This is a genomic window from Pseudomonas sp. 22490 (genome assembly GCF_052044465.1).
GTDB classification, from domain to species: domain Bacteria; phylum Pseudomonadota; class Gammaproteobacteria; order Pseudomonadales; family Pseudomonadaceae; genus Pseudomonas; species Pseudomonas aeruginosa.
Genome location: NZ_JBQENS010000001.1, coordinates 400,081 through 425,723, shown reverse-complemented (window position 1 = coordinate 425,723; position 25,643 = coordinate 400,081). Strand labels below are relative to the sequence as shown.

The following is a 25,643-nucleotide window of genomic DNA, read 5'->3' as shown; positions in this document are numbered from 1 at the left end:
GCCGCGCCCCACGGCGCGGCCGTGCCTCAGAGTCGCACCGGGAGGCGCCGCGCCAGGTGCAATCCTTCCGTCGTCACCTCGGCGCCATAGGCCAGCACCTCGACGCCCGCTTGCGCCGCCTCGCGCAACGCCTTGCCATAGGCTGGATCGATCTCGTCGGCGGGGCGCACCGCCTCGACCCCGGAAAGGTTCACGCAGTACAGCTGCACCGCGCGGATCCCCTCCCGCGCCAGCGCCGCCAGTTCGCGCAGGTGCTTGGCGCCGCGCAGCGTCACCGCGTCGGGAAAGGCCGCCACGGCGGTTTCGTCGAAGCCCAGGGTGACGCTCTTCACCTCGATGAACAGTGCGCCCGTGGGGTATTCCAGGCGAAAGTCGGCGCGACTGTTCTCCACGCCGTAGGCCACTTCCCGGCGCAGAGCGGTGAAACCGGCAAGCTCCGCGATGTCCCCGGCCAGCAGCGCCTCCTCTACCAGGCGGTTGGCCCGCGCCGTGTTGACGCAGGCCAGGCGGCCCTGCGGAGTCTCGCTCAGCTCCCAGGTCCCCGGCAGCTTGCGCTTGGGGTCGTTGGAGCGGCTGAACCAGACCCGGCAACCTTCGCTCATGCAATTGAGCATCGAACCGGTATTCGGACAGTGGATGGTCAGGCGCTCGCCGCCGGCGCTCTCGATATCGGCGAGGAAACGCTTGTAGCGACGCAGCAGGCGGCCTTCTTCCAGTGGCTGCTCGAAACGCATCAGGGCCGCCAGTTCTTCAGGCCGCGGGCGATCCGCTCCACCGCTTCCTGCAGGCGCGGCAGGTTCTGGGTATAGGCGAAACGCACGTGGTGGCCGGCCTGGTGGCGGCCGAAATCCAGCCCCGGAGTGAAGGCCACGTGCTCGGTCTCGATGAAGTGCTTGCAGAAGGCGTAGGCATCGCCGCCGAACGCGCTGATATCGGCGTAGAGATAGAAGGCGCCTTCCGGCTCCACGGCGATTCCGAAACCCAGCTCGCGCAGGGCCGGCAGGAGGAAGTCGCGACGGCGGGCGAACTCTTCGCGACGCTCTTCGAGAATGGCGATGGTGGTCGGCTCGAAACAGGCCAGCGCGGCCTGCTGGGCCATGCTCGGCGCGCTGATGTAGAGGTTCTGCGCCAGCTTCTCCAGTTCAGGCACCGCCGCTGTCGGCGCCACCAGCCAGCCCAGGCGCCAGCCGGTCATGCCGAAATACTTGGAAAAACTATTCAGGACGAAAGCGTCGTCGTCGACTTCCAGCACCGACGCGGCGTCCACGCCATAGGTCAGCCCGTGATAGATCTCGTCCACCACCAGGTGCCCGCCGCGGGCCTTCAAGGCGCCCGACAGGCCGGCCAGTTCGTCGCGATCGAGCAGGGTCCCGGTCGGATTCGCCGGCGTCGCCACCAGAGCGCCTACACTGTCTGAATCCCAGTGCCGCTCGATGAGATCCGGTGTCAGTTGGTAACGGCTGTCCGGCCCCACCGGCACCAGTTGCGCGGCGCCTTCCACCAGGCGCAGGAAATGCCTGTTGCACGGGTAGCCCGGGTCGGCGAGCAACCAGTGGCGGCCGGGGTCAACCAGCAAGCTGCTGGCCAGCAGCAGGGCTCCGGAACCGCCCGGAGTGACCAGCACGCGCTGTGGGTCGAGGTCGACCCCGTAGCGTTCGCCGTAGAATTTCGCGATCGCCTCGCGCAGCGCCGGCAGGCCGCGGGCGGCGGTGTAGCGGGTATGCCCGGCGGCCAGGGCGGCGCGCCCGGCCTCGACGATCGGCTCGGCCGTGGTGAAGTCCGGCTCGCCGATCTCCAGGTGGATCACATCGTGGCCGGCGGCCTGCAACTCGTTGGCCCGCGCCAGCAGGGCCATGACATGGAAAGGCTCGATGGCCCGACTGCGCGCGCTATAGGAGGTAGCCATGGATATTCCGAACTTTGCGAGGAAAAACCGATTCTAACCAAGCCATTACGCGGGCGACACCAGCCTCGACAACCGGGAGTAGCGCCAAGGTTATCGTTCTGGTAAGTTCGCCCGCTTGCGACCGCGGGGCCGGAGAGCCGGCGAGGGAACCCTGCCGCGGACAGGATTAGCGAAAGTGAGAGGCGGCCATTCATGTCCACCAAAGCAAAACAACAGAGCAGCCAGCAGATGACCCGCGGCTTCGAACCCTATCAGGAAACCAAGGGCGAGGAGTACATGAGCGAGCGCATGCGCGCGCACTTCACCGCGATCCTGAACAAATGGAAACAGGAGCTGATGGAAGAAGTCGACCGTACCGTGCATCACATGCAGGACGAAGCGGCCAACTTCCCCGATCCGGCCGACCGCGCCAGCCAGGAAGAAGAATTCAGCCTGGAACTGCGCGCCCGCGACCGCGAGCGCAAGCTGATCAAGAAGATCGACGAGACCCTGCAACTGATCGAAGACGAAGAGTACGGCTGGTGCGACTCCTGCGGCGTCGAGATCGGCATCCGTCGCCTGGAGGCGCGCCCCACCGCGACCCTCTGCATCGACTGCAAGACCCTCGCGGAAATCCGCGAGAAGCAACTCGGCTCCTGAGCCGGACCGACGGGGCGCCAAGGCGCCCCGTTTCGTTTCCGCCGTTCCCCGCCGCACCGCCCGCGCCATGACCTCTTCCTATGTAGGCCGCTTCGCCCCGACGCCCAGCGGCTACCTGCACTTCGGTTCCCTGGTGGCGGCCGTCGCCTCCTACCTGGACGCGCGTGCCGTCGGCGGCCGCTGGCTGGTGCGCATGGAGGACCTCGACCCGCCCCGCGAAGTCCCGGGCGCCCAGCAGGCGATCCTGGAAACCCTGGAGCGCTACGGCTTCGAATGGGACGGCGCGGTGGAGCGGCAGAGCGAACGCTTCCCGGCCTACGCCGCAGTGGTCGAGCAACTGCTGCGCAGCGGCCTGGCCTACGCCTGCAGTTGCTCGCGCAAGCAGCTTGAGGGATTCGCCGGGATCTACCCGGGCTTCTGCCGCGATGCCGGGCACGCCCGCGAGGATGCGGCGATCCGCCTGCGCGTGCCGGAGCTGGAATATCGCTTCGTCGACCGCGTGCAGGGCGAAGTCCGCCAGCATCTCGGCCGCGAGGTCGGCGATTTCGTCATCCAGCGCCGCGATGGCTTCTACGCCTACCAACTGGCGGTGGTGCTGGACGACGCCTGGCAGGGCATCACCGACATCGTCCGCGGCGCCGACCTGCTCGACTCGACCCCGCGCCAGCTTTACCTCCAGGAATTGCTGGGGTTGAGCCAGCCGCGCTACCTGCACGTGCCGCTGATCGTCCAGCCGGACGGGCACAAGCTCGGCAAGTCCTACCGCTCCCCGCCACTGCCCGCCGAGCAGGCCGCCGCGCCGCTGACCCGCGCCCTGCGCGCGCTCGGCCAGCGGCCGCCGGCCGAACTGGCCCAGGCCAGCGCCAGCGAGGCGCTGGCCTGGGGCGTCACGCACTGGGACGCCACGCGCATCCCGCGCTGCGCTACCCTTCCCGAGGAACGCCTGTAGCCCGCCCGGCGGCTTGCCGGCACCCACCCGCAGCCTGTAGCCTGCCGGCCCAAGCATGAGGGAAGCGGCATGTACATCTACCGACTGGTCCTGCTCCTGGTCGTGGGCATCTATCTCTTTTCCCCCGCCATCATGGACTGGTGGATCGACCCCAACGGCGCCTGGTACCGCCCGTACCTGCTGTGGCTGATCCTCATCGTGGTCACTTTCATCCTGCAGAGCCAGCGCGATGCTGACGAGCTTTAGCCTGACCCAGCTGATCCTGATCAGCGTCGCCTACCTCTCCACCCTCTTCGGCATCGCCTGGATCACCGAGCGCGGCTACGTGCCGCGCCGGCTGGTACGCCACCCGCTGGTCTACACCCTGTCGCTGGGCGTCTACGCCAGTGCCTGGGCGTTCTACGGCACGGTAGGCCTGGCCTACCAGTACGGCTACGGGTTCCTCGCCATCTACCTGGGGATTTCCGGGGCCTTCCTGCTCGCCCCGGTGCTGCTCTATCCGATCCTCCGGGTGACACGCGCCTACCAGCTGTCCTCGCTGGCCGACCTCTTCGCCTTCCGTTTCCGCAGTACCTGGGCCGGCGCCCTGACCACGCTGTTCATGCTGATCGGCGTGCTGCCGATGCTGGCCCTGCAGATCCAGGCGGTCACCGATTCGATCAGCATTCTCACCCGCGACCCGGCCCAGGAGCGGGTCGCGTTCGTCTTCTGCACCCTGATCACCCTGTTCGCGATCCTCTTCGGCGCTCGCCACATCGCCACCCGCGAACGCCACGAGGGACTGGTGTTCGCCATCGCCTTCGAGTCGCTGGTCAAGCTGGTGATGCTCGGCAGTATCGGCCTCTACGCCCTGTACGGCGTCTTCGGCGGGCCGGAAGGCCTGGAAGTCTGGCTGCTGCAGAACCAGACCGCGCTGACCACCCTGCACACGCCGCTGGCCGAAGGTCCATGGCGAACGCTGCTGCTGGTGTTCTTCGCCGCGGCCATCGTGATGCCGCACATGTTCCACATGATCTTCACCGAGAACCTCAACCCGCGCGCGCTGATTTCCGCCAGTTGGGGCCTGCCGCTGTTCCTGCTGCTGATGAGCCTGGCGGTACCGCCGATCCTCTGGGCCGGGCTGCGCCTCGGCGCCTCGACCACACCGGAGTACTACACCATCGGCCTCGGCCTGGCGGTGGACAGCCCGGCCCTGGCCCTGGCCGCCTTCATCGGCGGCATCTCCGCCGCCAGCGGGCTGACTATCGTGATGACCCTGGCGCTCTCGGGAATGGTCCTCAACCACCTGGTGCTGCCGCTCTACCAGCCGCCGGCGCAGGGCAACATCTACCGCTGGCTGAAATGGACCCGGCGCCTGCTGATCGTCGCCATCATCATGGCCAGCTACGCCTTCTACCTGCTGCTGGGCGCCGAACAGGACCTCTCCAACCTGGGCATAGTGTCCTTCGTCGCCACCCTGCAATTCCTTCCCGGCGCCCTCTCGGTGCTGTACTGGCCGACCGCCAACCGCCGTGGCTTCATCTCCGGGCTGATCGCCGGCATGCTGGTCTGGGCGATCACCATGCTGCTGCCCCTGATGGGGAACGTACAGGGCCTGTACCTGCCGCTGTTCGACGTGATCTACGTGCTGGACGATTCGAACTGGCACCTGGCGGCGCTGTCCTCGCTGGCGGCCAACGTGCTGGTATTCACCCTGGTGTCGCTGTTCACCGAGGCCAGCGACGAGGAAAAAGGCGCCGCCGAGGCCTGCGCGGTGGACAACGTACGCCGTCCGCAACGCCGCGAACTGTTCGCCGGTTCGCCGCAGGAGTTCGCCAGCCAGTTGGCCAAGCCGCTGGGCGCCAAGACCGCGCAGAAGGAGGTCGAGCAGGCCCTGCGCGATCTCCACCTGCCCTTCGACGAACGTCGCCCCTATGCCCTGCGTCGCTTGCGCGACCGCATCGAGGCGAACCTTTCCGGGCTGATGGGACCCAGTGTCGCCCAGGACATCGTGGAGACCTTCCTTCCCTACAAGACCAGCGAAGAAAGCTACGTCACCGAGGACATCCACTTCATCGAGAGCCGCCTGGAGGACTATCACTCCCGGCTGACTGGCCTGGCTGCCGAACTCGACACCTTGCGCCGCTACCACCGGCAGACCCTGCAAGACCTGCCGATGGGCGTCTGCTCCCTGGCCAAGGACCAGGAAGTGCTGATGTGGAACCGCGCCATCGAGGAACTCACCGGGGTCGGCGCGCAGAAGGTCGTCGGTTCGCGCCTGTCGGCCTTGCCCGAACCCTGGAAGGGCCTGCTGGAACGTTTCATCGACGCCCCCGACGAGCACCTGCACAAGCAGCGCCTGGTCTACGACGGCCACACCCGCTGGCTGAACCTGCACAAGGCGGCCATCGAGGAACCCCTGGCGCCGGGCAACAGCGGCCTGGTGCTACTGGTGGAAGACCTCACCGAAACCCAACTGTTGGAAGACAAGCTGGTCCACTCCGAGCGCCTGGCTTCCATCGGCCGCCTTGCCGCCGGGGTGGCCCACGAGATCGGCAATCCGATCACCGGCATCGCCTGCCTGGCGCAGAACCTGCGCGAGGAACGCGAAGGCGATGGCGAGCTGACCGAAATCAGCGAGCAGATCCTCGACCAGACCAAGCGCGTATCGCGCATCGTCCAGTCGTTGATGAGCTTCGCCCACTCCGGCAGCCACCTGCAGGCCCTGGAACCGGTGTGCCTGAGCGAAGTCGCCCAGGAGGCCATCGGACTGCTGTCGCTGAACCGGCGTAGCGTCGAAGTAGAGTTCTTCAACCTCTGCGATCCGGCGCACTGGGTCGAGGGAGACTCGCAGCGCCTGGCCCAGGTGCTGATCAACCTGCTCTCCAATGCTCGCGACGCCAGCCCGCCGGGCGGCGCGATCCGGGTCCGCAGCGAAGCCTCGGAACATACCGTGGACCTGGTCGTCGAGGACGAGGGCAGCGGCATTCCGAAGGCGATCATGGACCAGTTGTTCGAACCGTTCTTCACCACCAAGGACCCCGGCAAGGGGACCGGGCTCGGCCTCGCACTGGTCTATTCGATCGTGGAAGAGCATTATGGACAGATAACCATCGAGAGCCCGACGGATCACCAGCGAGAAGGCGGCACCCGCTTCCGCGTGACCCTGCCGCGGCACCCTGGCCCGACGGCCGAGCTGTAGACGAGCACGTCGAGAGAGCTGAATACATGGCACATATTCTGATCGTCGAAGACGAAACCATTATCCGATCTGCATTGCGACGCCTGCTGGAGCGCAACCAGTACCAGGTCAGCGAAGCCGGCTCGGTGCAGGAAGCCCAGGAGCGCTACACCATCCCCTCCTTCGACATGGTGGTCAGCGACCTGCGCCTGCCGGGCGCCCCCGGCACCGAACTGATCAAGCTCGCCGAAGGCATTCCGGTTCTGATCATGACCAGCTACGCCAGCCTGCGTTCGGCGGTGGATTCGATGAAGATGGGCGCGGTGGACTACATCGCCAAGCCTTTCGACCACGACGAAATGCTCCAGGCCGTGGCGCGCATCCTCAAGGACCGCCAGGAGAACCGCAGCGCGGCCCCGGTCTCCGCCAACGGCGGCAAGGCCGGCGGCGAGCGCGGCGCCAGCCCGGCGGCAGCCGACGGCGAGATAGGCATCATCGGCTCCTGTGCGCCGATGCAAGAGCTGTACAGCAAGATTCGCAAGGTCGCGCCGACCGACTCCACGGTACTGATCCAGGGCGAGTCCGGCACCGGCAAGGAACTGGTCGCCCGCGCCCTGCACAACCTGTCGAAGCGCGCCAAGGCGCCGCTGATCTCGGTGAACTGTGCGGCGATTCCGGAAACCCTGATCGAATCCGAGCTGTTCGGCCATGAAAAAGGCGCCTTCACCGGTGCCAGCGCCGGGCGCGCCGGGCTGGTCGAAGCGGCCGACGGCGGCACCCTGTTCCTCGACGAGATCGGCGAACTGCCGCTGGAGGCCCAGGCCCGCCTGCTGCGCGTATTGCAGGAAGGCGAGATCCGCCGGGTCGGCTCGGTGCAATCGCAGAAGGTCGACGTGCGCCTGATCGCTGCCACCCACCGCGACCTGAAAACCCTGGCCAAGACCGGGCAATTCCGCGAAGACCTCTATTACCGCCTGCATGTGATCTCGCTGAAGCTGCCCGCCCTGCGCGAGCGTGGCAACGACGTGATGGAGATCGCCCGCGCCTTTCTGGCTCGCCAGTGCACCCGGATGGGGCGCGCGCCGCTCAGCTTCGCCCACGACGCCGAACAGGCGATCCGCCATTACCCATGGCCGGGCAACGTGCGCGAACTGGAAAACGCCATCGAGCGGGCGGTGATCCTCAGCGAGAGCCAGGAAATCCACGCCGACCTGCTGGGTATCGACATCGAGCTGGACGACCTCGAGGACGACTTCGCCGCCGACCTCGGCCTCGGCCCGGCGGGCGCCGCGGCCAGCAACCACGAGCCCACCGAGGACCTTTCGCTGGAAGACTACTTCCAGCACTTCGTCCTCGAGCACCAGGACCACATGACCGAGACCGAGCTGGCCCGCAAGCTGGGCATCAGCCGCAAATGCCTGTGGGAACGCCGCCAGCGCCTGGGCATTCCGCGGCGTAAATCAGGGGCCTCGGCCGACTCGTAACACCCTGCAACCTGTTACCGCGGACGTACCGCGTAACAGAAACCGGGTTCATCGGTAACGGGAACCCGGTTTTTTTGTGCCCTCCGCCGCCCCACCGAAAACCTCAACCCATTGATTTTACTGGGTTTCGAAAAACTGGCACGGCATCTGCTTATGTATTGGCACAACAACAATAACAAGCAACGACGAAGACAATAAAAACAACACGTAACGACTCCAGCACAACAAAAACAAAATCGCGGAGGCGCAGCTAACTGATTCTTTTGGAGAGGAGTTGCTGTCGGGACCCGTCCCGCAGCCAGTCGGAAGAAGAATAAAACTGCCTTGAGGCAGCGCACAGACTGGTTGGATCGCTCGACGATCATGGCAGCATCAGCGACCAAAGCAATCCGTTTGCTATTGAACTCCCAGCCTGGGAGATATCCCTGAAGCGACTGGCTCAAGGGACGGGTCGACAAACAAAAACAACAAGCCCGAAATCATAATAAAAACAAAGCACGCACCTACTTGGGGGGGAGCTTCGGCTCCCCCAGTAGCTTCACCCCCTCCCTCCGTTTTCCCCGTTTTTCCTTCGCCTTACACCATTTCCCCATCCAATGCTAGAATCCGCGCAGACTATGCGGCCATCCGCATGCCTTGCCAGATTCACCGCAGCCTTCCCGGCCCTCTCCCGCTTCGCGGGAACAGGATGTACGGCCCCTGTTCGTTTCTGTCAGGATGCATGGCGCAGTCGGTTCCGGCGCCCGGGACGCCCTGTGCGTCGCGGGGCCAAACATTCAACGGGTACAGAACACGCCTCGCCCGAGAGGTCCTGATAATGCCGCAGCATTACCCGACGTCCGTCCTGTTTGAGCAACGCAGGCGTGCAATCACCCACATCGTGCTCCCGATAACACATCCATGCTGAAAAAGCTGATCCAGACCATTCGTTCCCCCCTGCGCCGTCCGCGCGCCGTCCGTACAACCCCGGAAGTCATCGGTAACAACCAGCACTCCCTGCGCCGGGACCAGTTCAGCCGGAACGCCGTCAAGGTCGTCGAGATCCTCCAGCGGGCCGGCTACCAGGCCTACGTGGTCGGGGGCTGCGTACGCGACCAGATGCTCGGCATCGCTCCCAAGGACTTCGATGTCGCCACCAGCGCCACGCCGGAGCAGGTCCGCGCCGAATTCCGCAACGCGCGGATCATCGGCCGCCGCTTCAAACTGGTACACGTGCACTTCGGCCGCGAGATCATCGAGGTCGCCACCTTCCGCGCCCATCATCCGGAAGGCCAGGACGATGGCGATAGCCGCGCGTCCAGCAACGAAAGCGGCCGCATCCTGCGCGACAACGTCTATGGCAGCCTGGAAGACGACGCCCAGCGCCGTGACTTCACCATCAATGCCCTGTACTTCGACGTCACCAGCGAGCGGCTGCTGGACTACGCCAATGGCGTTCACGACATCCGCAATCGCCTGATCCGCCTGATCGGCGATCCGGAGCAGCGTTATCTGGAAGACCCGGTGCGGATGCTGCGGGCGGTACGTTTCGCCGCCAAGCTCGACTTCGAGATCGAGAAGCACAGCGCCGCGCCGATTCGCCGGCTGGCCCCGCTGCTGCGGGAAATCCCTTCGGCGCGCCTGTTCGACGAGGTGCTCAAGCTGTTCCTCGCCGGCCGGGCCGAGCGCACTTTCGAACTGCTGGTCGAGTACGAACTGTTCGCGCCGCTGTTCCCGGCCAGCGCCAAGGCACTGCAGGCCAACCCCGACTACACCGGCAAGCTGATCCGCCAGGCCCTGGCCAATACCGATGCGCGTATTCGCCAGGGCAAGCCGGTAACCCCGGCCTTCCTCTTCGCCGCGCTGCTCTGGCCGGCCCTGCCGGCGCGCGTCGCGCAGTTGCAGGAGAAAGGCATGCCGGCCATCCCGGCGATGCAGGAAGCCGCCCACGAACTGATCAGCGAACAGTGCCAGCGGATTGCCATTCCCAAGCGTTTCACCCTGCCGATCCGCGAGATCTGGGATATGCAGGAACGTCTGCCGCGACGCCAGGGCAAGCGCGCCGACCTGCTCCTGGAAAACCCGCGCTTCCGCGCCGGCTACGACTTCCTCCTGCTGCGCGAAAGCGCCGGCGAGGAAACCGAAGGGCTTGGCCAATGGTGGACCGATTACCAGGAAGTCAGCGACAGCGAGCGGCGCAACATGATCCGCGACCTGGTCAGCCAGGAAGACGGCAGCGCCCCGCGCAAGCGTCGCCGCGGCGGCAACAGCTGCCGTCGGCGCCGCGGGCCGCGCAAGGAAGGCAGCGGCGGAAGCGGCGAATGATCCAGCGCGTCTACGTGGCGCTGGGCAGCAACCTGGCCGAACCGCGCGAGCAGATCCAGGCTGCCCTCGATGCCTTCGAGCGGCTTCCCGAGACCCGCCTGGTCGCCGTCTCGCCGCTCTATATCAGCGACCCGCTCGGCCCCGCCGACCAGCCGCGCTTCGTCAACGGCGTGGCGGCCCTCGACACCAACCTGGCGCCGCTCGACCTGCTCGACGCCCTGCAGGCCATCGAACTGGAACAGGGGCGCGTCCGCGACCTGCGCTGGGGTCCGCGCACGCTCGACCTGGACATCCTGCTGTTCGGCGAACAATTGCTCGACCTGCCGCGCCTGAAGGTGCCGCACTACCACATGCAGGCGCGCGCTTTCGTGCTCTATCCCCTCGCCGATCTCGCCCCCGACCTGCGCCTGCCCGATGGCCGCCACCTGCCGGAGCTGCTCGCGGCCTGTCCGTTCGAGGGCATCGAACGCCTTCCGGGCGCCTGACCCTGCCTGCCCGCCGCTGCGCGGATACCTCGCGGCGGGCTCTTCACACTGTTACCGAAAAGCTGACGAAGGACGCCGCGGATGGGCGTACACTGCGCGCGCAACCGCAGGCGGCGCGGCGTTCGGCAGTGGCAGTAACGCCGTAACAATGCGGTAACACCTGCAATTGACTTCGAGCCACCCCATCCGGACTATAAGTGGCCGTTTGCCCCGCGCCGGCTCATCACCGGCCCAACGAGGAGCCTTTCCATGCCTGATGTAACCCTGACCACCCTGCAAGGGTTGAAGCAGAGCGGCGAGAAGATCGCCATGCTGACCTGCTACGACGCCACCTTCGCCCACACCGCCAGCCAGGCCGGCGTGGACGTGCTTCTGGTCGGAGATTCGCTCGGAATGGTATTGCAGGGTCACGACAGCACCCTGCCGGTCAGCAACGAGGAAATGGCCTATCACACGGCCTGCGTGAAACGCGGTAACAAAGGTTCCCTGATCGTCACCGACCTGGCCTTCGAATCCAGCCATTCCGTGGCCCAGACCCTTGCCGACGCGGTCCGCCTGATGCAGGCCGGCGCACACATGGTCAAGCTGGAGGGTGGGGCCTGGCTGGCGGAGCCGATCGCCCGCCTGGCACAGATGGGCGTGCCGGTCTGCGCGCATCTCGGCCTGACCCCGCAGGCGGTCAACCTGTTCGGCGGCTTCAAGGTCCAGGGCCGCCAGGAAACCCAGGCGCGCCAGTTGCGCGCCGATGCCATCGCCCTGGAGCAGGCCGGCGCCGCCATGCTGCTGCTGGAGTGCGTGCCCAGCGTGCTGGCCGAAGAGATCACCCAGGCGGTGAAGATCCCGGTGATCGGGATTGGCGCCGGTGCGGCGACCGATGGCCAGGTGCTGGTCATGCACGACATGCTCGGTCTCTCGCTGACCGGCCGCTCGCCCAAGTTCGTCAAGGATTTCATGCAAGGCCAGGAGAGCATCCCGGCCGCCATCGCGGCCTATGTCCGCGCCGTCAAGGACGTGTCCTTCCCCGCCGCCGAACACGGATTCAACGCATGAACACCGTCAAGACCGTCCGTGAACTGCGCGCCGCGGTGGCGCGCGCCCGCAGCGAAGGCAAGCGCATCGGCTTCGTGCCGACCATGGGCAACCTCCACGCCGGCCATGCCGCGCTGGTAAAGAAAGCCGGCGAACGCGCCGACTTCGTGGTCGTCAGCATCTTCGTCAACCCGCTGCAATTCGGCCCCAGCGAAGACCTCGACACATACCCGCGGACCCTCGCAGCCGACCAGGAACGCCTGCTCGAAGCCGGCTGCCACCTGCTGTTCACCCCGACCGTCGAGGAAATGTACCCCGACGGCATGGACGGGCAGACCCGCATCCATGTTCCCGGCGTCTCCGAAGGCCTTTGCGGCGCCAGTCGTCCCGGCCATTTCGAAGGCGTGGCGACCGTGGTCAGCAAGCTGCTGAACATGGTCCAGCCGGACCTCGCGCTGTTCGGCGAAAAGGATTTCCAGCAGTTGGCGGTGATCCGCAAGCTGGTCCGCGACCTCAACCTGCCGGTGCAGATCTTCGGCGAGCCGACGGTGCGTGCCGCCGATGGCCTGGCGTTGTCCTCGCGCAACGGTTACCTCGACGAGCAGCAGCGCGCCGCCGCCCCGGCGATCTACCGCACCCTGCGGCAGCTCGGCGAACGCATCCGCGCCGGCGCCGAGGACTTCCCGGCATTGCTCGCCGACGCCCGCCAGGCCCTGGAACAGGCCGGGCTGCGCCCCGACTACCTGGAAATCCGCGAGCCGATCAGCCTGCGCCCCGGGGTACCCGGCGACCGCCAACTGGTGATCCTGGTCGCCGCCTACCTGGGCAGTACCCGGCTGATCGACAACCTCTCAGTCCACCTCGATTGACGCATGCCGAGCCCCCGGTTCCCGGGGGCTTGAGCGCTCACCACGGACTCGCCATACTCTGCCGTCCCCCGCGGACCCGATAGGAGTCGCCCCATGCACGCCATAATGCTCAAAGCCAAGTTGCATCGCGCCGAAGTCACCCATGCCGTCCTCGACTACGAAGGCTCCTGCGCCATCGACGGCGATTGGCTGGACCTCTCCGGAATCCGCGAGTACGAACAGATCCAGATCTACAACGTCGACAACGGCGAGCGCTTCACCACCTATGCGATCCGCGCCGAGAACGGCTCGAAGATGATCTCGGTGAACGGCGCCGCGGCACACAAGGCCAAGGTCGGCGACCGCGTGATCATCTGCGCCTACGCACACTACAGCGAAGCCGAACTGGCCAGCCACAAGCCGCGCATGCTGTACATGGCGCCGGGCAACCAGCTCAGCCATACCAGCGAGGCGATTCCGATACAGGTCGCCTGACCTCGCCCCCTCTGGATAAAGCCCGGTTTCATCCGGGCTTTTTCATGTTCAAATAAGTGCGCCATCGAATTCCAACCAGAAGGTCAGCCATGAAGCACCACCTCACTCCGCTGGATGCCACGCAACTCGACAGTTGGCGCGCCCTGGCCGCCCATCGCCAGGAACTGCAGGACTTCAGGATGCGCCAGGCGTTCATCGACGATCCGGAGCGCTTCAAGCGGTTTTCCTTCAGCGCCTGTGGGCTGTTCCTCGACTTCTCGAAGAACCTGATTCGCCAGGACACCATCGACCTGCTGGTGAAGCTGGCCGAGGAAGCACGGCTGAGCGACGCGATCCGGGCGATGTTCGACGGCGAGGCGATCAATGCCTCCGAGCGCCGGCCGGTACTGCATACCGCGCTGCGTCGACCGATCGGCGACAAGGTGCTGGTCGATGGCGTCGACGTGATGCCGGAAGTCCACCGCGTCCTGCACCAGATGACCGAGCTGGTGGGCTACGTGCACAACGGCCTGTGGCGCGGCTATACCGAAAAGCCGATCACCGACGTGGTGAACATCGGCATCGGCGGCTCCTTCCTCGGCCCGCAACTGGTATCCGAAGCCTTGCTGCCGTTCGCCCAGAAAGGCGTGCGCTGCCACTACCTGGCGAACATCGACGGTAGCGAGTTCCATGAACTGGCCAGCCGCCTGAACGCCGAGACCACCCTGTTCATCGTTTCCTCCAAGTCCTTCGGGACCCTGGAAACCCTGAAGAACGCCCAGGCCGCACGCGCCTGGTACCTGGCCCAGGGCGGCACCGAGGAAGAGCTTTACCGCCATTTCATCGCCGTCTCCAGCAACAAGGAAGCCGCGATCGCCTTCGGCATCCGCGAGGAAAACATCTTCCCCATGTGGGACTGGGTCGGCGGCCGCTACTCGCTGTGGTCGGCCATCGGCCTGCCGATCGCCATGTCCATCGGCATCTCCAACTTCAAGGAACTGCTGTCCGGCGCCTACAACATGGACCAGCATTTCCAGACCGCGCCGTTCGAACGCAACATCCCGGTGCTGCTCGGCCTGCTCGGCGTCTGGTACGGCGACTTCTGGGGCGCGAACAGCCACGCGATCCTGCCCTACGACTACTATCTGCGGAATATCACCGACCACCTGCAACAACTGGACATGGAATCCAACGGCAAGAGCGTGCGCCAGGACGGCACGCCGGTCACCAGCGGCACCGGGCCGGTGATCTGGGGTGGTGTCGGCTGCAACGGCCAGCACGCCTACCATCAGTTGCTGCACCAAGGCACCCAGTTGATCCCGGCGGACTTCATCGTCCCGGTGAGCAGCTACAACCCGGTGGCCGACCATCACCAGTGGCTGTACGCCAACTGCCTGTCGCAGAGCCAGGCGCTGATGCTCGGCAAGAGCCGCGAGGAGGCCGAGGCCGAACTGCGCGCCAAGGGCCTGCCGGAAGCCGAAGTGCAGCGCCTGGCGCCGCACAAGGTGATTCCGGGCAACCGACCGAGCAACACCCTGGTGGTCGAGCGCATCAGCGCCCGCCGCCTCGGCGCGCTGATCGCCATGTACGAGCACAAGGTCTACGTACAGAGCATCCTCTGGGGCATCAACGCCTTCGACCAATGGGGCGTGGAGCTTGGCAAGGAACTCGGCAAGGGTGTCTATTCGCGCCTGGTCGGCAGCGAGGAAACCCCGGCCGAGGACGCCTCGACCCAAGGCCTGATCGACTTCTTCCGCGGCCGCCATCGCGGCTGATCCGCCTCTCCCCAAAGCCCGGCCCTAGGCCGGGCTTTTTCATTCCGTCCGGCGATTGACCCCGGCGCCTTCCCCGCTCGCGCCTTTGGCACTTGAACATGGCTCTCGCCTGGCCCACCCTTGGTCGAACCTGGAGAGGGGCCGCGTGCGGTCTCTCGACACCTTGCGGAGCAGAAAAACAAAGGAAACCGCCATGTTCGAGATCAGCGTCCACCCGGTGCCGGACGCCGTCCGCCAGCGTGCCTACCTGAACGACGACGACTACCAGCGCCTGTACCGCCAATCCGTCGAGAACCCCGACGAGTTCTGGGGCGAGCAGGCCAAGGCCTTCCTCGATTGGTTCAAGCCCTGGCACAGCGTCCACCACGGCGACCTGAGGAAAGGCCAGGCCACCTGGTTCAAGGGCGGCCAGTTGAACGTCGCCTACAACTGCATCGATCGCCACCTGGAACGCCGCGGCGAACAGATCGCGATCGTCTGGGAAGGCGACAACCCCAGCGAATCCGCGCACATCACCTACCGCAAGCTGCACCACAACGTCTGCCGCCTGGCTAACGTGCTGAAGAGCCGCGGCGTGGAAAAGGGCGACCGGGTCTGCATCTACATGCCGATGATTCCCGAGGCCGCCTACGCCATGCTCGCCTGCGCCCGTATCGGGGCGGTGCACTCGGTGGTGTTCGGCGGCTTCTCGCCGGACTCGCTGCGCGACCGCATCCTCGATGCCGACTGCCGCACCGTGATCACCGCCGACGAGGGCGTGCGCGGCGGCAAGTACATCCCGCTGAAGCAGAATGTGGAAAAGGCACTGAAGGACTGCCCGGACGTCTCTACCGTGGTGGTGGTCGAGCGCACCCAGGGCGACATACCCTGGGTCGAAGGCCGCGACATCTGGTACCACGAGGCGCTCCACGCGGCCTCAGCCGACTGCCCGGCGGAAGCGATGGACGCCGAGGACCCGCTGTTCATCCTCTATACCTCCGGCAGCACCGGCAAGCCGAAGGGCGTGTTGCACACCACCGGGGGCTACCTGCTCGGCGCGGCGATGACCCACAAGTACGTGTTCGACTACCACGATGGCGACGTCTACTGGTGCACCGCCGACGTCGGCTGGGTCACCGGACACAGCTATATCGTCTACGGCCCGCTGGCCAACGGCGCCACCACCCTCATGTTCGAGGGCGTGCCCAACTACCCGGACGCCTCGCGCTTCTGGCAGGTGATCGACAAGCACCAGGTGAATATCTTCTACACCGCGCCGACCGCGATCCGCGCGCTGATGCGCGAAGGCGACGCCCCGGTCCGCCAGACCTCGCGCAGCAGCCTGCGCCTGCTCGGCTCGGTGGGCGAGCCGATCAACCCGGAGGCCTGGGAGTGGTACTACCAGGTGGTCGGCGAGAAGCGCTGCCCCATCGTCGATACCTGGTGGCAGACCGAGACCGGCAGCATCCTGATCACCCCGTTGCCCGGCGCCACTGCGCTAAAGCCAGGCTCGGCTACCCGCCCGTTCTTCGGCGTGCAACCCGTGCTGCTCGACGAGAAAGGCAAGGAAATCGACGGCGCGGGCAGCGGCGTACTGGCGATCAAGGCCAGTTGGCCGAGTCAGATCCGCAGCGTCTACGGCGACCACCAGCGGATGATCGACACCTACTTCAAGCCCTACCCCGGGTATTACTTCAGCGGCGACGGCGCGCGCCGCGACGAGGACGGCTACTACTGGATCACCGGCCGGGTCGACGACGTGATCAATGTCTCCGGACACCGGATCGGCACCGCCGAGGTCGAGAGCGCGCTGGTCCTGCACGATGCGGTGGCCGAGGCGGCAGTGGTCGGCTGCCCGCATGATGTGAAGGGCCAGGCCATCTACGCATTCGTCACCCTGATGGCCGGCAGTCAGCCCAGCGAGGCGCTACAACAGGAATTGCTGGCCCTGGTCGGCAAGGAGATCGGCAGCTTCGCCAAGCCGGATCACCTGCAATGGGCGCCCAGCCTGCCGAAGACCCGCTCCGGCAAGATCATGCGGCGTATCCTGCGCAAGATCGCCTGCAACGAGCTGGACAGTCTCGGCGATACCTCGACCCTGGCCGATCCGGGAGTGGTGCAGGGGTTGATCGACAACCGCGTCAACCGCTGACCCACGCAACCGTCCCGCCGCCCTGCGGCGCGGGACGGTTCCAGTCTCTCCGGCGCCTGGGTTAAGCTCGTGCCTGCCCTGTCGTAGCGAGCCCCCCATGGAAAGCGTCCGTCGCCATATCGAAAGCCAGGTGCTGAGCCTTACCGGGCTCGCCGTCGGCGGTGTCGACTTCGAGTCGCCGAAAGGCGATCCGGGCCTGTTCGGCCCCGATGCCGCCTGCTGGAAGGTCCACGGCGACTTCAGCAGCATGATGATCGGCGGCATCGGCGCGCTGCTCCTGCAGATGCTCCATCCGCTGGCCCTGGCGGGGGTGTGGGACCACTCCAATTTCCGCGACGACCTGCTCGGGCGCCTGCGTCGCACCGGTCAGTTCATCTCGGCCACCACCTACGGCCCGCTGGCCGATGCCGAGCGACTGATCGAGCGGGTCCGGCGCATCCACGAAAGCGTCATCGGCCAGTTGCCCGACGGCACGCCCTACTCCGCCAGCGACCCGGACCTGCTGACCTGGGTGCATGTCGCCGAGGTCAGCAGCTTTCTCAAGTCCTACCTGCGCTATCTCAATCCCGACCTGCCGGGCAGCGAGCAGGACCGTTACTACTCGGAAATCGCCCTGGTCGCCGAACGCCTCGGCGCCCGCGCGGTACCGCGCGACCGCCAGCAGATCGCCGCCTACCTGGAGGCGATGCGTCCACGCCTGCGTTGCGACGAACGCACCCGCGAAGTGGTGCGGATTCTCTTCAACGCACCAGCGCCCAGCACCCTGGCCAGGCCGTTCGGCGCGCTGATGCTGCGCGCAGGCGCCGAGCTGTTGCCGGAATGGGCCGGATCGATGCTCGACCTCCCGTTCAGTCCGCTACAACGCCGCCTGATCCGCGGCAGCGTCAGGCGCAGCGTACCCTTGCTGCGCTGGGCGGTGCGCAACGCTTCGATGCATCGAGCCTGCCGGCGCATGGGTCTGCCGCCGGTGAGCCACTGAACTTTCGTGCCGTGACAGCGAGAATACCCGTCCAAAGGCTCTGAAACGGCGCGAATCACGGTCGGAACCTTGAGGCCGTGCCATACTCCAACGCACCGCTTAGAACGGAAAACGAAAGAGAGCCATGCCCAAAGGACTGAAACGCGCTGTCAGCGCCCTGCTGATCACCTTCCTCGTCTATTGCCTGCTGGGCTTTCTGCTCATACCCGGCATCGGGCTGCGCGTCGCCAACCAGCAACTGGCGCAATACGCCACCGTCCCCGCACGTCTCGAACGTATCGAATTCAACCCCTTCAGCCTGGAATTGACCCTCTGGGGTCTGCGCCTGGGCGAGGAGAAGAACCCCCAGCTCGCCTTCCGCCGGCTGTACGCCAACCTGCAGCTGGACAGCCTGTGGAAACGCCAGCTGCACCTGGCCGACGTCGAGCTGGAAGGTCCGCATACCGAACTGCTGTTCGACGAGAAGGGCCAGCTCAACCTGGCCAGACTGTTCAGGATCCCGCCGAGCGAATCGCCCGAGCCTGAACAGCCGAGCGACCCGTTCCCGCTGCGCATCGACCGCATCCAACTGGCCGAGGGCAGCCTGCACTTCCAGGACCTGCGACCGAGCGAGCCGGTGGACTTCAGCTTCGATCCGCTGGGCTTCGAGCTGCACAACCTCAGCACCCTGCCCGACGACGGCGCGAAGATGACCCTGGTCGCCACCGGCCCGAACGGCGGCCGCCTCGACTGGGAAGGCGACCTGACCCTGGTGCCGATCACGTCCAGGGGCCACCTGAGCGTCAAGGATATCCAGCTCAAGGCCTGGTGGCCCTATGTCCGCGACAATGCCCCGCTGGTGCTGGAGAACGGCGTGGTCAGCCTCTCCAGCGACTATCGCCTGGACCTGTCCAAGGACACCCAGCTGCTGCTCGACAAGGCCGCGCTGAAACTCGCCGACTTCAGCATCAATTCGCCCCAGGGCAAGCCGCTGGCCAAGCTCGCCAGCCTCGACGTGGCCGCTACCACCCTGGACCTGGCCAAGCAGGAAGTGGTGCTCGGCGAAGTCCGCAGCCAGGGCCTGGAGGCCTGGGCCGCGCGCGAGAAGGACGGCCAGCTCGACTGGCAGAAACTGTTCGCCGACTTCACTCCGCCGCCACGCAAGGCGCCTGCACCCAAGCCGGCGGAAAACACCGATCCCGCCGCTGCCCCGACCGACGCGGCGAAGACCACCAGCGAACCGGCAACCGACGGTGCCGCCAAGGCAGCCGTGATAGCCTCGGGCGAAGCGGGCAAGGACAGGCCGGCGGAGAAGGACGCCAGCGTCGCCGAGACGGAAAGGGCAACGGACGACAAAGAGTCCGCCAAGGTCGCGGAAGGCGCTGCCGACAAGGTAGCCAAGCAAGAGACGAGCAAGGCTCCGAAGACCGGCAAGGCAACCGGGCAGGAAACGGCCAAGACTGCGGAAATCGACAAGGCAGCCAGCGACTCTCCGCAACAGCTCGCCGACACTGCAAAGACGCCTCCGCCGGAAAGTACGAAAGCCGCCGCGGAGACGCCCGCCAAGCCCTGGCACATCGTCCTGCGCGACGCCCAGCTGCGCGGCTACAAGGCGCACCTGGTGGATCGCCAGCCGGCCACCGAGGTCCCGCTGGAAGTCGGCCCGCTGGACCTCGACCTGCAGAACGTCGACAGCCTCGGCAAGCCCCCCTTCGACCTCAAGCTCAAGACCGGCCTCGGCAACCGCGGCCAGGTCCAGGCCAGCGGCCAGGTGGTGCTCGACCCGGTCAGCGCCAGGCTCAAGGTCAGTACCCGCGACATCGACCTGCGCGTGGCCCAGGCCTACATCTCGCCGTTCATCCGCCTGGAACTGCGCAGCGGCTTCCTTGGCAGCGAGCTGGCGGTCGACCTGAAGAGCGTCGAGCCGCTGGCTTTCAGCGTCGACGGCAGCGCCGAAGTCAGCCAGTTGCATACCCTGGATACCATCAAGGACCGCGACTTCGTCAAATGGACCAAACTGACCCTCAACGGCCTCGCCTACCGGCACGAGGACAGCCTGTCGATCCAGAGCGTGTCCTTCGAGGAGCCCTACGCCCGCTTCATCATCAACGAAGATCGCAGCACCAACGTCAGCGAGCTGATCATCCCGCAACCGGCTAGTTCGTCCGGCAAGACCGCCGCCGAAAGCAAGAATGCGCCGGCGAGCAAGCCGCTGGGCATCCACATCGGCGGCGTACGGATCAACAACGGCTCGGCGAACTTCGCCGACCTGACCCTGATGCCGCCGTTCGGTACCGCCATCCAGCAGCTCAGCGGCGAAGTCGGCACCCTCGACACGCGCAACTCGCAGCCGGCCAAGGTGGACATCAAGGGCAAGGTCGACAAGTACGCACCGGTGACCATCGCCGGCGAACTGGACCCATTCGACCCGCTGAAGAAGCTCGACATCACCACCAGCTTCAAGCGCGTCGAGCTGACCACCCTGACGCCCTATTCCGGCAAGTTCGCCGGCTACCGCATCCGTAAGGGGCGACTCAACCTGGACCTGCACTACCAGATCGAACGTAGCCAACTGAAGGCGGAAAACAAGGTCCTGCTGGAAGGCCTGCAACTCGGCGAGAAGGTCGACAGCCCGGATGCTGTGGACCTGCCGGTGAAGCTGGCGGTAGCCCTGCTCAAGGACACCAAGGGCAACATCGATATCCAGTTGCCGGTGGCCGGTGATCTGAACAACCCGGAGTTCAGCGTCATGCCGATCGTCTGGCAGACCCTGCGCAACCTGGTCCTGCGCGCCGTGCAGGCGCCGTTCAAGTTCATCGCCGGCCTCGCCGCCGGCGGTAACGAGGATCTCGGCACGGTACCCTTCGCCGCGGGCAGCGACGAGCTGACGCCAGAAGCCCAGGCCAACCTCGACAAGCTCGCCGATGCGCTCAAGGAGCGGCCGGCGCTGCGCCTGGAAGTGGAAGGCGTGGCCTCCGCCGCGGCTGACGGTCCCTCGATCGGCGCCAAGCGTCTCGAACTGGAATACCAGAACACCTACTACCGCATGCTCCAGCGTCGCGGCGACAAGGTACCGAGCGACGCCAAGCAGCTCGAGGTGCCGGAGAACATGCAGGCACCGCTGCTCGAAGGCATCTACCGGACCCGCCTGAAGCAGCAGCCACCGGCCGAGTGGAAGGAACTGGACAGCGACGAACGCACCGCGAAGATGCGCGAAGCGGTGATCGCTTCCTGGGCCAAGAGCCAGGTGCTGCTGCGCCAGATTGGCCAGGCCCGGGCCACCCGGATCAAGGATTACCTGGTGGAGAAAGGCCAGTTGCCGGACGATCGCATCTACTTGATCGACGTCAGTTTCGCCGAAGGCGAAGACAAGGGTAATGTCGACACCCAACTGCACCTAGATAGCGAGTGATACCTTGCACAAGCGATTCGCCGCCCTCGCGGCCCCCCTGCTCTACCTTGCCTGCGCGAGCGCGCAGGCCGACACCATGCGTTGCGGCAGTGCGCTGGTCAGCGTCGGCGACCGGGCCTTCGAAGTACAGCAAAAGTGCGGCGATCCGGATCACCGCGACGACGTCGGCTATACCCTGGGCAGCTACGATCGGCGGGAATTCAAGGTCGAGGAGTGGGTGTACGGCCCGCGCAACGGCGTGACCTACATCCTGACCTTCGAAGCCAACAAGCTGAAACGCATCGAGTTCAAGCGTTGAATCGCTCGCTTCCGCGCACCGGGCTGGTGGCGTTGCTGTCCCTGCTGCCGTTGGCACATGCTCAGGCCGATTCGCTGCGTTGCGGCAGCCGCCTGGTGAGTACCGGCGACAGCAGCGCCGACGTCCTTGCGCGCTGCGGCGAGCCACGCAGCCGCGACAGCCTGGGTTATCGCGAGGTCGTCGGGGAATGGGGCAAGCGCTACGAGGTCGAGGTCCAGGAATGGGTCTATGGCCCATGGAACGGCATGCTGTATTTCGTCCGTTTCGAGGGCAACCGCCTCAGCGCCATCCAGAGCCGGCGCGGCGACTGAATCCAGCGCCCATGAAAAAGCCCCGCCGGGCAATCCCGGCGGGGCTTCTTTCTACCTGTTCACAGGCGGTCGCTGAAGTCGCGAACTTCCTGTTCGGCCCTTTCCTTGGACCAGCCATAGCGTTCCTGCAGCTTGCCGACCAGGTATTCGGCATGTCCGTCGGCAGCCTGGAGATCGTCGTCGGTCAGATCGCCCCAACGCTCCTTGATCTTGCCGGTGAGTTGCTTCCACTTACCTTTGATCACATCGGAATTCATCGGTCTTCCTCCTGGTGACGAGGGAAAAGGGATCGTTCGGCCCGGGCGCTTACTCGACCGATTTCAGGCCATCGGCGGAAACGGCTTTCACGCCCTTGATGCCCTTGGCGGTCTCGATCGCCAGGTCACGCTCGGCATCGCTCTTCACGTTGCCGGAAAGGGAAACCACACCTTTGTTGGTCTCGACCTTGATATCGACGCCACTGACATTCTTGTTGGCGATCAGGCTGGATTTCACCTTGCTGGTGATCCAGGTATCGGAAACCGCTTCTTCGGTTTTCTGCATAGTGTCGTTGGCCGCCAGGCTGATGGGTTGGGCAGCGAACGCATTGGCCATCGAGAAGCTCAGAGCAGTGGCAGTAGCAGCGGCAATAGCGAGTTTGCTGAATTTCATTGCGGTTTCTCCTATGGATTTCGAAAAACTGCAGCCATTCCTGGCGTCAGTTGCATAGTAGATATCGCAAGCGCTGTGCCAGTTTTCCTCTAAAATAAAATCCTTTAAAAACAATAGGTTAAAAAACAGGTCGGAAGCGAGACGGTTGCAGAATGCCGAATTGGCGATGACAGGGCTTGCAAAATGCAAGGATTCGCCCCCTTCGCCGAGAAGCGTGTCGCGGAAACGAAAACAGGGCCCGAGGGCCCTGTTTTCATCGATCACGACTCGACTTACACGCCGGAAGCTTCGGCGGCAGCCACGTCCTTGATCGACAGCTTGATGCGGCCACGGTTGTCCACGTCGAGCACCAGAACCTTCACTTCCTGGCCTTCCTGCAGCACGTCGGTGACCTTGTCGATGCGCTTGTCGCTGATCTGCGAGATGTGCACCAGGCCGTCCTTGCCCGGCAGGATGTTGACGAAGGCACCGAAGTCGACGATGCGCTCCACCTTGCCGACGTAGATCTTGCCGATCTCGGCTTCCGCGGTGATCGCCAGGACGCGCAGCTTGGCGGCCTCGGCGGCTTCCTTGGTTTCGCCGTAGATCTTCACGCTGCCATCGTCCTCGATGTCGATCGAGGCCTTGGTCTCTTCGCAGATACCACGGATGGTCGCGCCGCCCTTGCCGATGACGTCGCGGATCTTGTCCGAGTCGATCTTCATCTGCAGCATGGTCGGGGCGTTCTCAGACAGCTCGGCGCGAGGCTTGGCGATGACCTGGTTCATCTGGCCGAGGATGTTCAGGCGAGCTTCCAGGGCCTGGCCCAGGGCGATCTCCATGATCTCTTCGGTGATACCGTTGATCTTGATGTCCATCTGCAGGGCGGTGACGCCCTTGTCGGTACCGGCAACCTTGAAGTCCATGTCGCCCAGGTGGTCTTCGTCACCGAGGATGTCGGTCAGGACGGCGAACTTCTCGCCTTCCTTGACCAGGCCCATGGCGATACCGGCGACCGGCGCCTTGACCGGCACACCGGCATCCATCAGCGCCAGGGAGGCGCCGCACACGGAGGCCATCGAGCTGGAACCGTTGGACTCGGTGATCTCGGAAACCACGCGAATGGTGTAGGGGAACTCGTCCTGGGTCGGCAGCATGGCGGCGACGCCACGACGGGCCAGACGGCCATGGCCGATTTCACGACGACCCGGGCTGCCCATGCGGCCGCACTCGCCTACCGAGAACGGCGGGAAGTTGTAGTGCAGCATGAAGGCGTCCTTGCGCTCGCCTTCCAGGGTATCCAGCAGCTGGGCATCACGCGCGGTGCCGAGGGTCGCGACGACCAGGGCCTGGGTTTCGCCACGGGTGAACAGCGCGGAACCGTGGGTCTTGCCGAGCACGCCGACTTCGATGCGCAGCGGACGCACGGTACGGGTGTCACGACCGTCGATACGCGGCTTGCCGTTGACGATGTTCTCGCGAACGGTGCGGTATTCCAGCAGGCCGAATACGTCCTTGACCTCGGAAGCCGGGAACTTGCCCTCTTCCTCGCCGGCGAACAGGGCCACGGCCTGGTCGCGCAGCTCGCCCAGACGGTTGTAGCGGTCCTGCTTGATGGTGATGGTATAGGCCTGGGAGATCGCTTCGCCCAGCTCTGCCTTGATGGCGTTGACCAGCACGGTGTTTTCCGCCGGGGCTTTCCAGTCCCAGGCCGGCTTGCCAGCTTCGGCGGCCAGCTCCTTGACGGCACGGATCACCGCCTGGAACTCGTCGTGGGCGAACAGCACGGCACCGAGCATCTGGTCTTCGGTCAGTTCGTCGGCCTCGGACTCCACCATCAGCACGGCGTCTTCGGTACCGGCCACGACCATGTCGAGGCTGGAACTCTGCAGTTGCTCGTAGGTGGGGTTGAGGATGTAGCCGATTTCCGGGTGGAAACCAACGCGGGCGGCGCCGATCGGGCCGGCGAACGGAATGCCGGAGATCGCCAGGGCGGCGGAGGTGCCGATCATCGCGGCGATGTCCGGATCGGACTTCTTGTTGGTGGAAACGACGGTGCAGACGACCTGCACTTCATTCATGAAACCTTCGGGGAACAGCGGACGGATCGGACGGTCGATCAGGCGCGAGGTCAGGGTTTCCTTCTCGGAAGGACGTCCTTCACGCTTGAAGAAACCACCGGGGATACGGCCTGCGGCGTAGGTCTTTTCCTGGTAGTGCACGGACAGCGGGAAGAAGTCGCGGCCTTCGGCCGGCGACTTGGCGCCGACCACGGTGACCAGCACGCTGACGTCGTCCATGGTGACCAGTACGGCGCCGGTGGCCTGGCGAGCGATACGGCCGGTCTCGAGAGTGACGGTCGACTGACCGAACTGGAATTGCTTGGTTACCGGGTTCACGGTGTCTTTACCTTCTATGTTGCCTTGGGGGAAATCGGTGGAATGCCGGGAGTCGGACCCGAATCGATTCCTAGAAAGCGCGAAGCTGGAAGCCCGACGCCGATACCCGCCTCGTGTGCGGGTATCGACGCCAGACTTCCAGCTCCTTGCTTCAAGCTGCCGACCGGCGTCGCTTAGCGACGCAGACCCAGACGGCCGATCAGGGCAGTGTAGCGAGACACGTCTTTGCCCTTCAGGTAGTCCAGCAGCTTACGGCGCTGGTTAACCATACGGATCAGACCACGGCGGGAATGGTGATCCTTGCCGTTGGCCTTGAAGTGATCCTGCAGCTTGTTGATGTTGGCGGACAGCAGGGCTACCTGCACTTCCGGGGAACCGGTGTCGCCTTCAGCTTGCTTGTATTCGTTAACGATCTGCGCTTTTTCTTCAACGCTCAGTGCCATGATGGGCT

22 protein-coding genes are annotated in these 25,643 nt (G+C 65.2%); 16 read left to right on the top strand and 6 right to left on the bottom strand.

Annotated features, from left to right (window positions below; translation table 11 throughout):
* Window positions 1–26: 26 nt before the first annotated feature.
* Window positions 27–734: a DNA/RNA nuclease SfsA gene (gene sfsA, locus ACTJJX_RS01880; protein WP_003100180.1), complete on the bottom strand. Its 708-nt coding sequence runs from the start codon at window positions 732–734 to the stop codon at window positions 27–29.
* Entirely contained in the window at window positions 734–1,906 is a 1,173-nt protein-coding gene (locus tag ACTJJX_RS01875) for a pyridoxal phosphate-dependent aminotransferase (RefSeq protein WP_003113459.1), read from the bottom strand. Before ACTJJX_RS01875 ends, sfsA begins: the two co-directional genes overlap by 1 nt.
* A 192-nt stretch (window positions 1,907–2,098) precedes the next feature.
* On the opposite strand from ACTJJX_RS01875, the gene dksA reads away from it, so the two are divergent.
* From dksA to ACTJJX_RS01795, 16 genes are all read left to right on the top strand, one after another.
* A complete protein-coding gene (gene dksA, locus ACTJJX_RS01870; RefSeq protein WP_003095122.1) occupies window positions 2,099–2,545 on the top strand; it encodes an RNA polymerase-binding protein DksA in 447 nt (148 codons plus the stop codon).
* A gap of 67 nt (window positions 2,546–2,612) precedes the next feature.
* Window positions 2,613–3,494 carry a tRNA glutamyl-Q(34) synthetase GluQRS gene (gluQRS, locus tag ACTJJX_RS01865; RefSeq protein ID WP_016852162.1) on the top strand — a complete coding sequence of 294 codons (882 nt, stop codon included), beginning with the start codon at window positions 2,613–2,615 and terminating at the stop codon, window positions 3,492–3,494.
* 69 nt (window positions 3,495–3,563) lie between these two features.
* Window positions 3,564–3,740, top strand: a complete 177-nt coding sequence (locus ACTJJX_RS01860; protein WP_003095129.1) for a hypothetical protein — start codon at window positions 3,564–3,566, stop codon at window positions 3,738–3,740.
* Complete coding sequence (cbrA, locus tag ACTJJX_RS01855) at window positions 3,724–6,675, top strand: two-component system sensor histidine kinase CbrA (protein WP_003095132.1); 2,952 nt, start codon at window positions 3,724–3,726, stop codon at window positions 6,673–6,675. Before ACTJJX_RS01860 ends, cbrA begins: the two co-directional genes overlap by 17 nt.
* Before the next feature lie 26 nt (window positions 6,676–6,701).
* Window positions 6,702–8,138, top strand: a complete 1,437-nt coding sequence (cbrB, locus tag ACTJJX_RS01850) for a two-component system response regulator CbrB (RefSeq protein WP_003095138.1) — start codon at window positions 6,702–6,704, stop codon at window positions 8,136–8,138.
* A 900-nt stretch (window positions 8,139–9,038) separates the two neighbouring features.
* A complete protein-coding gene (locus tag ACTJJX_RS01845) occupies window positions 9,039–10,442 on the top strand; it encodes a polynucleotide adenylyltransferase PcnB (RefSeq protein ID WP_016852163.1) in 1,404 nt (467 codons plus the stop codon).
* Entirely contained in the window at window positions 10,439–10,927 is a 489-nt protein-coding gene (gene folK / locus ACTJJX_RS01840) for a 2-amino-4-hydroxy-6-hydroxymethyldihydropteridine diphosphokinase (protein ID WP_003095144.1), read from the top strand. The genes ACTJJX_RS01845 and folK overlap by 4 nt, the downstream gene beginning before the upstream one ends.
* A 249-nt stretch (window positions 10,928–11,176) precedes the next feature.
* The gene (gene panB / locus ACTJJX_RS01835; RefSeq protein WP_003095147.1) at window positions 11,177–11,977 is read left to right on the top strand and encodes a 3-methyl-2-oxobutanoate hydroxymethyltransferase; all 801 of its coding nucleotides are present in this window, start codon (window positions 11,177–11,179) and stop codon (window positions 11,975–11,977) included.
* Window positions 11,974–12,825: a pantoate--beta-alanine ligase gene (gene panC / locus ACTJJX_RS01830; protein WP_003457159.1), complete on the top strand. Its 852-nt coding sequence runs from the start codon at window positions 11,974–11,976 to the stop codon at window positions 12,823–12,825. The genes panB and panC overlap by 4 nt, the downstream gene beginning before the upstream one ends.
* 93 nt (window positions 12,826–12,918) lie before the next feature.
* Window positions 12,919–13,299: an aspartate 1-decarboxylase gene (gene panD / locus ACTJJX_RS01825; protein WP_003095150.1), complete on the top strand. Its 381-nt coding sequence runs from the start codon at window positions 12,919–12,921 to the stop codon at window positions 13,297–13,299.
* An 89-nt stretch (window positions 13,300–13,388) separates the two neighbouring features.
* Window positions 13,389–15,053: a glucose-6-phosphate isomerase gene (gene pgi, locus ACTJJX_RS01820; protein ID WP_003100194.1), complete on the top strand. Its 1,665-nt coding sequence runs from the start codon at window positions 13,389–13,391 to the stop codon at window positions 15,051–15,053.
* Window positions 15,054–15,246: 193 nt separating this feature from the next.
* Complete coding sequence (gene acs, locus ACTJJX_RS01815) at window positions 15,247–17,184, top strand: acetate--CoA ligase (protein WP_016852165.1); 1,938 nt, start codon at window positions 15,247–15,249, stop codon at window positions 17,182–17,184.
* Between the two features lie 97 nt (window positions 17,185–17,281).
* Window positions 17,282–18,163, top strand: coding sequence for an oxygenase MpaB family protein (locus ACTJJX_RS01810; RefSeq protein WP_003113910.1), 882 nt, complete (start codon window positions 17,282–17,284; stop codon window positions 18,161–18,163).
* Window positions 18,164–18,287: 124 nt separating this feature from the next.
* A complete protein-coding gene (locus ACTJJX_RS01805) occupies window positions 18,288–21,554 on the top strand; it encodes a DUF748 domain-containing protein (protein WP_320535452.1) in 3,267 nt (1,088 codons plus the stop codon).
* 4 nt (window positions 21,555–21,558) lie between these two features.
* Entirely contained in the window at window positions 21,559–21,852 is a 294-nt protein-coding gene (locus ACTJJX_RS01800) for a DUF2845 domain-containing protein (RefSeq protein ID WP_003100541.1), read from the top strand.
* Window positions 21,849–22,163: a DUF2845 domain-containing protein gene (locus ACTJJX_RS01795; protein WP_003100526.1), complete on the top strand. Its 315-nt coding sequence runs from the start codon at window positions 21,849–21,851 to the stop codon at window positions 22,161–22,163. Before ACTJJX_RS01800 ends, ACTJJX_RS01795 begins: the two co-directional genes overlap by 4 nt.
* A gap of 59 nt (window positions 22,164–22,222) precedes the next feature.
* On the opposite strand, the gene ACTJJX_RS01790 is transcribed toward ACTJJX_RS01795, so the two are convergent.
* From ACTJJX_RS01790 to rpsO, 4 genes are all read right to left on the bottom strand, one after another.
* Window positions 22,223–22,420 carry a CsbD family protein gene (locus ACTJJX_RS01790; protein ID WP_003095174.1) on the bottom strand — a complete coding sequence of 66 codons (198 nt, stop codon included), beginning with the start codon at window positions 22,418–22,420 and terminating at the stop codon, window positions 22,223–22,225.
* A 49-nt stretch (window positions 22,421–22,469) separates the two neighbouring features.
* Window positions 22,470–22,814, bottom strand: a complete 345-nt coding sequence (locus ACTJJX_RS01785) for a BON domain-containing protein (protein WP_003095177.1) — start codon at window positions 22,812–22,814, stop codon at window positions 22,470–22,472.
* Window positions 22,815–23,086: 272 nt separating this feature from the next.
* Entirely contained in the window at window positions 23,087–25,192 is a 2,106-nt protein-coding gene (gene pnp, locus ACTJJX_RS01780; protein ID WP_003095181.1) for a polyribonucleotide nucleotidyltransferase, read from the bottom strand.
* Window positions 25,193–25,365: 173 nt separating this feature from the next.
* Window positions 25,366–25,635 carry a 30S ribosomal protein S15 gene (gene rpsO / locus ACTJJX_RS01775; protein WP_003095184.1) on the bottom strand — a complete coding sequence of 90 codons (270 nt, stop codon included), beginning with the start codon at window positions 25,633–25,635 and terminating at the stop codon, window positions 25,366–25,368.
* Window positions 25,636–25,643 lie beyond the last annotated feature (8 nt).

Excerpts from the sequence above, each read along its gene's own strand:
- sfsA (WP_003100180.1), bottom strand. The coding sequence starts at position 734 with ATGCGTTTCGAGCAGCCACTGGAAGAAGGCCGCCTGCTGCGTCGCTAC.
- ACTJJX_RS01875 (WP_003113459.1), bottom strand. The coding sequence starts at position 1,906 with ATGGCTACCTCCTATAGCGCGCGCAGTCGGGCCATCGAGCCTTTCCAT.
- dksA (WP_003095122.1), top strand. The coding sequence starts at position 2,099 with ATGTCCACCAAAGCAAAACAACAGAGCAGCCAGCAGATGACCCGCGGC.
- gluQRS (WP_016852162.1), top strand. The coding sequence starts at position 2,613 with ATGACCTCTTCCTATGTAGGCCGCTTCGCCCCGACGCCCAGCGGCTAC.
- ACTJJX_RS01860 (WP_003095129.1), top strand. The coding sequence starts at position 3,564 with ATGTACATCTACCGACTGGTCCTGCTCCTGGTCGTGGGCATCTATCTC.
- cbrA (WP_003095132.1), top strand. The coding sequence starts at position 3,724 with ATGCTGACGAGCTTTAGCCTGACCCAGCTGATCCTGATCAGCGTCGCC.
- cbrB (WP_003095138.1), top strand. The coding sequence starts at position 6,702 with ATGGCACATATTCTGATCGTCGAAGACGAAACCATTATCCGATCTGCA.
- ACTJJX_RS01845 (WP_016852163.1), top strand. The coding sequence starts at position 9,039 with ATGCTGAAAAAGCTGATCCAGACCATTCGTTCCCCCCTGCGCCGTCCG.
- folK (WP_003095144.1), top strand. The coding sequence starts at position 10,439 with ATGATCCAGCGCGTCTACGTGGCGCTGGGCAGCAACCTGGCCGAACCG.
- panB (WP_003095147.1), top strand. The coding sequence starts at position 11,177 with ATGCCTGATGTAACCCTGACCACCCTGCAAGGGTTGAAGCAGAGCGGC.
- panC (WP_003457159.1), top strand. The coding sequence starts at position 11,974 with ATGAACACCGTCAAGACCGTCCGTGAACTGCGCGCCGCGGTGGCGCGC.
- panD (WP_003095150.1), top strand. The coding sequence starts at position 12,919 with ATGCACGCCATAATGCTCAAAGCCAAGTTGCATCGCGCCGAAGTCACC.
- pgi (WP_003100194.1), top strand. The coding sequence starts at position 13,389 with ATGAAGCACCACCTCACTCCGCTGGATGCCACGCAACTCGACAGTTGG.
- acs (WP_016852165.1), top strand. The coding sequence starts at position 15,247 with ATGTTCGAGATCAGCGTCCACCCGGTGCCGGACGCCGTCCGCCAGCGT.
- ACTJJX_RS01810 (WP_003113910.1), top strand. The coding sequence starts at position 17,282 with ATGGAAAGCGTCCGTCGCCATATCGAAAGCCAGGTGCTGAGCCTTACC.
- ACTJJX_RS01805 (WP_320535452.1), top strand. The coding sequence starts at position 18,288 with ATGCCCAAAGGACTGAAACGCGCTGTCAGCGCCCTGCTGATCACCTTC.
- ACTJJX_RS01790 (WP_003095174.1), bottom strand. The coding sequence starts at position 22,420 with ATGAATTCCGATGTGATCAAAGGTAAGTGGAAGCAACTCACCGGCAAG.
- ACTJJX_RS01785 (WP_003095177.1), bottom strand. The coding sequence starts at position 22,814 with ATGAAATTCAGCAAACTCGCTATTGCCGCTGCTACTGCCACTGCTCTG.
- rpsO (WP_003095184.1), bottom strand. The coding sequence starts at position 25,635 with ATGGCACTGAGCGTTGAAGAAAAAGCGCAGATCGTTAACGAATACAAG.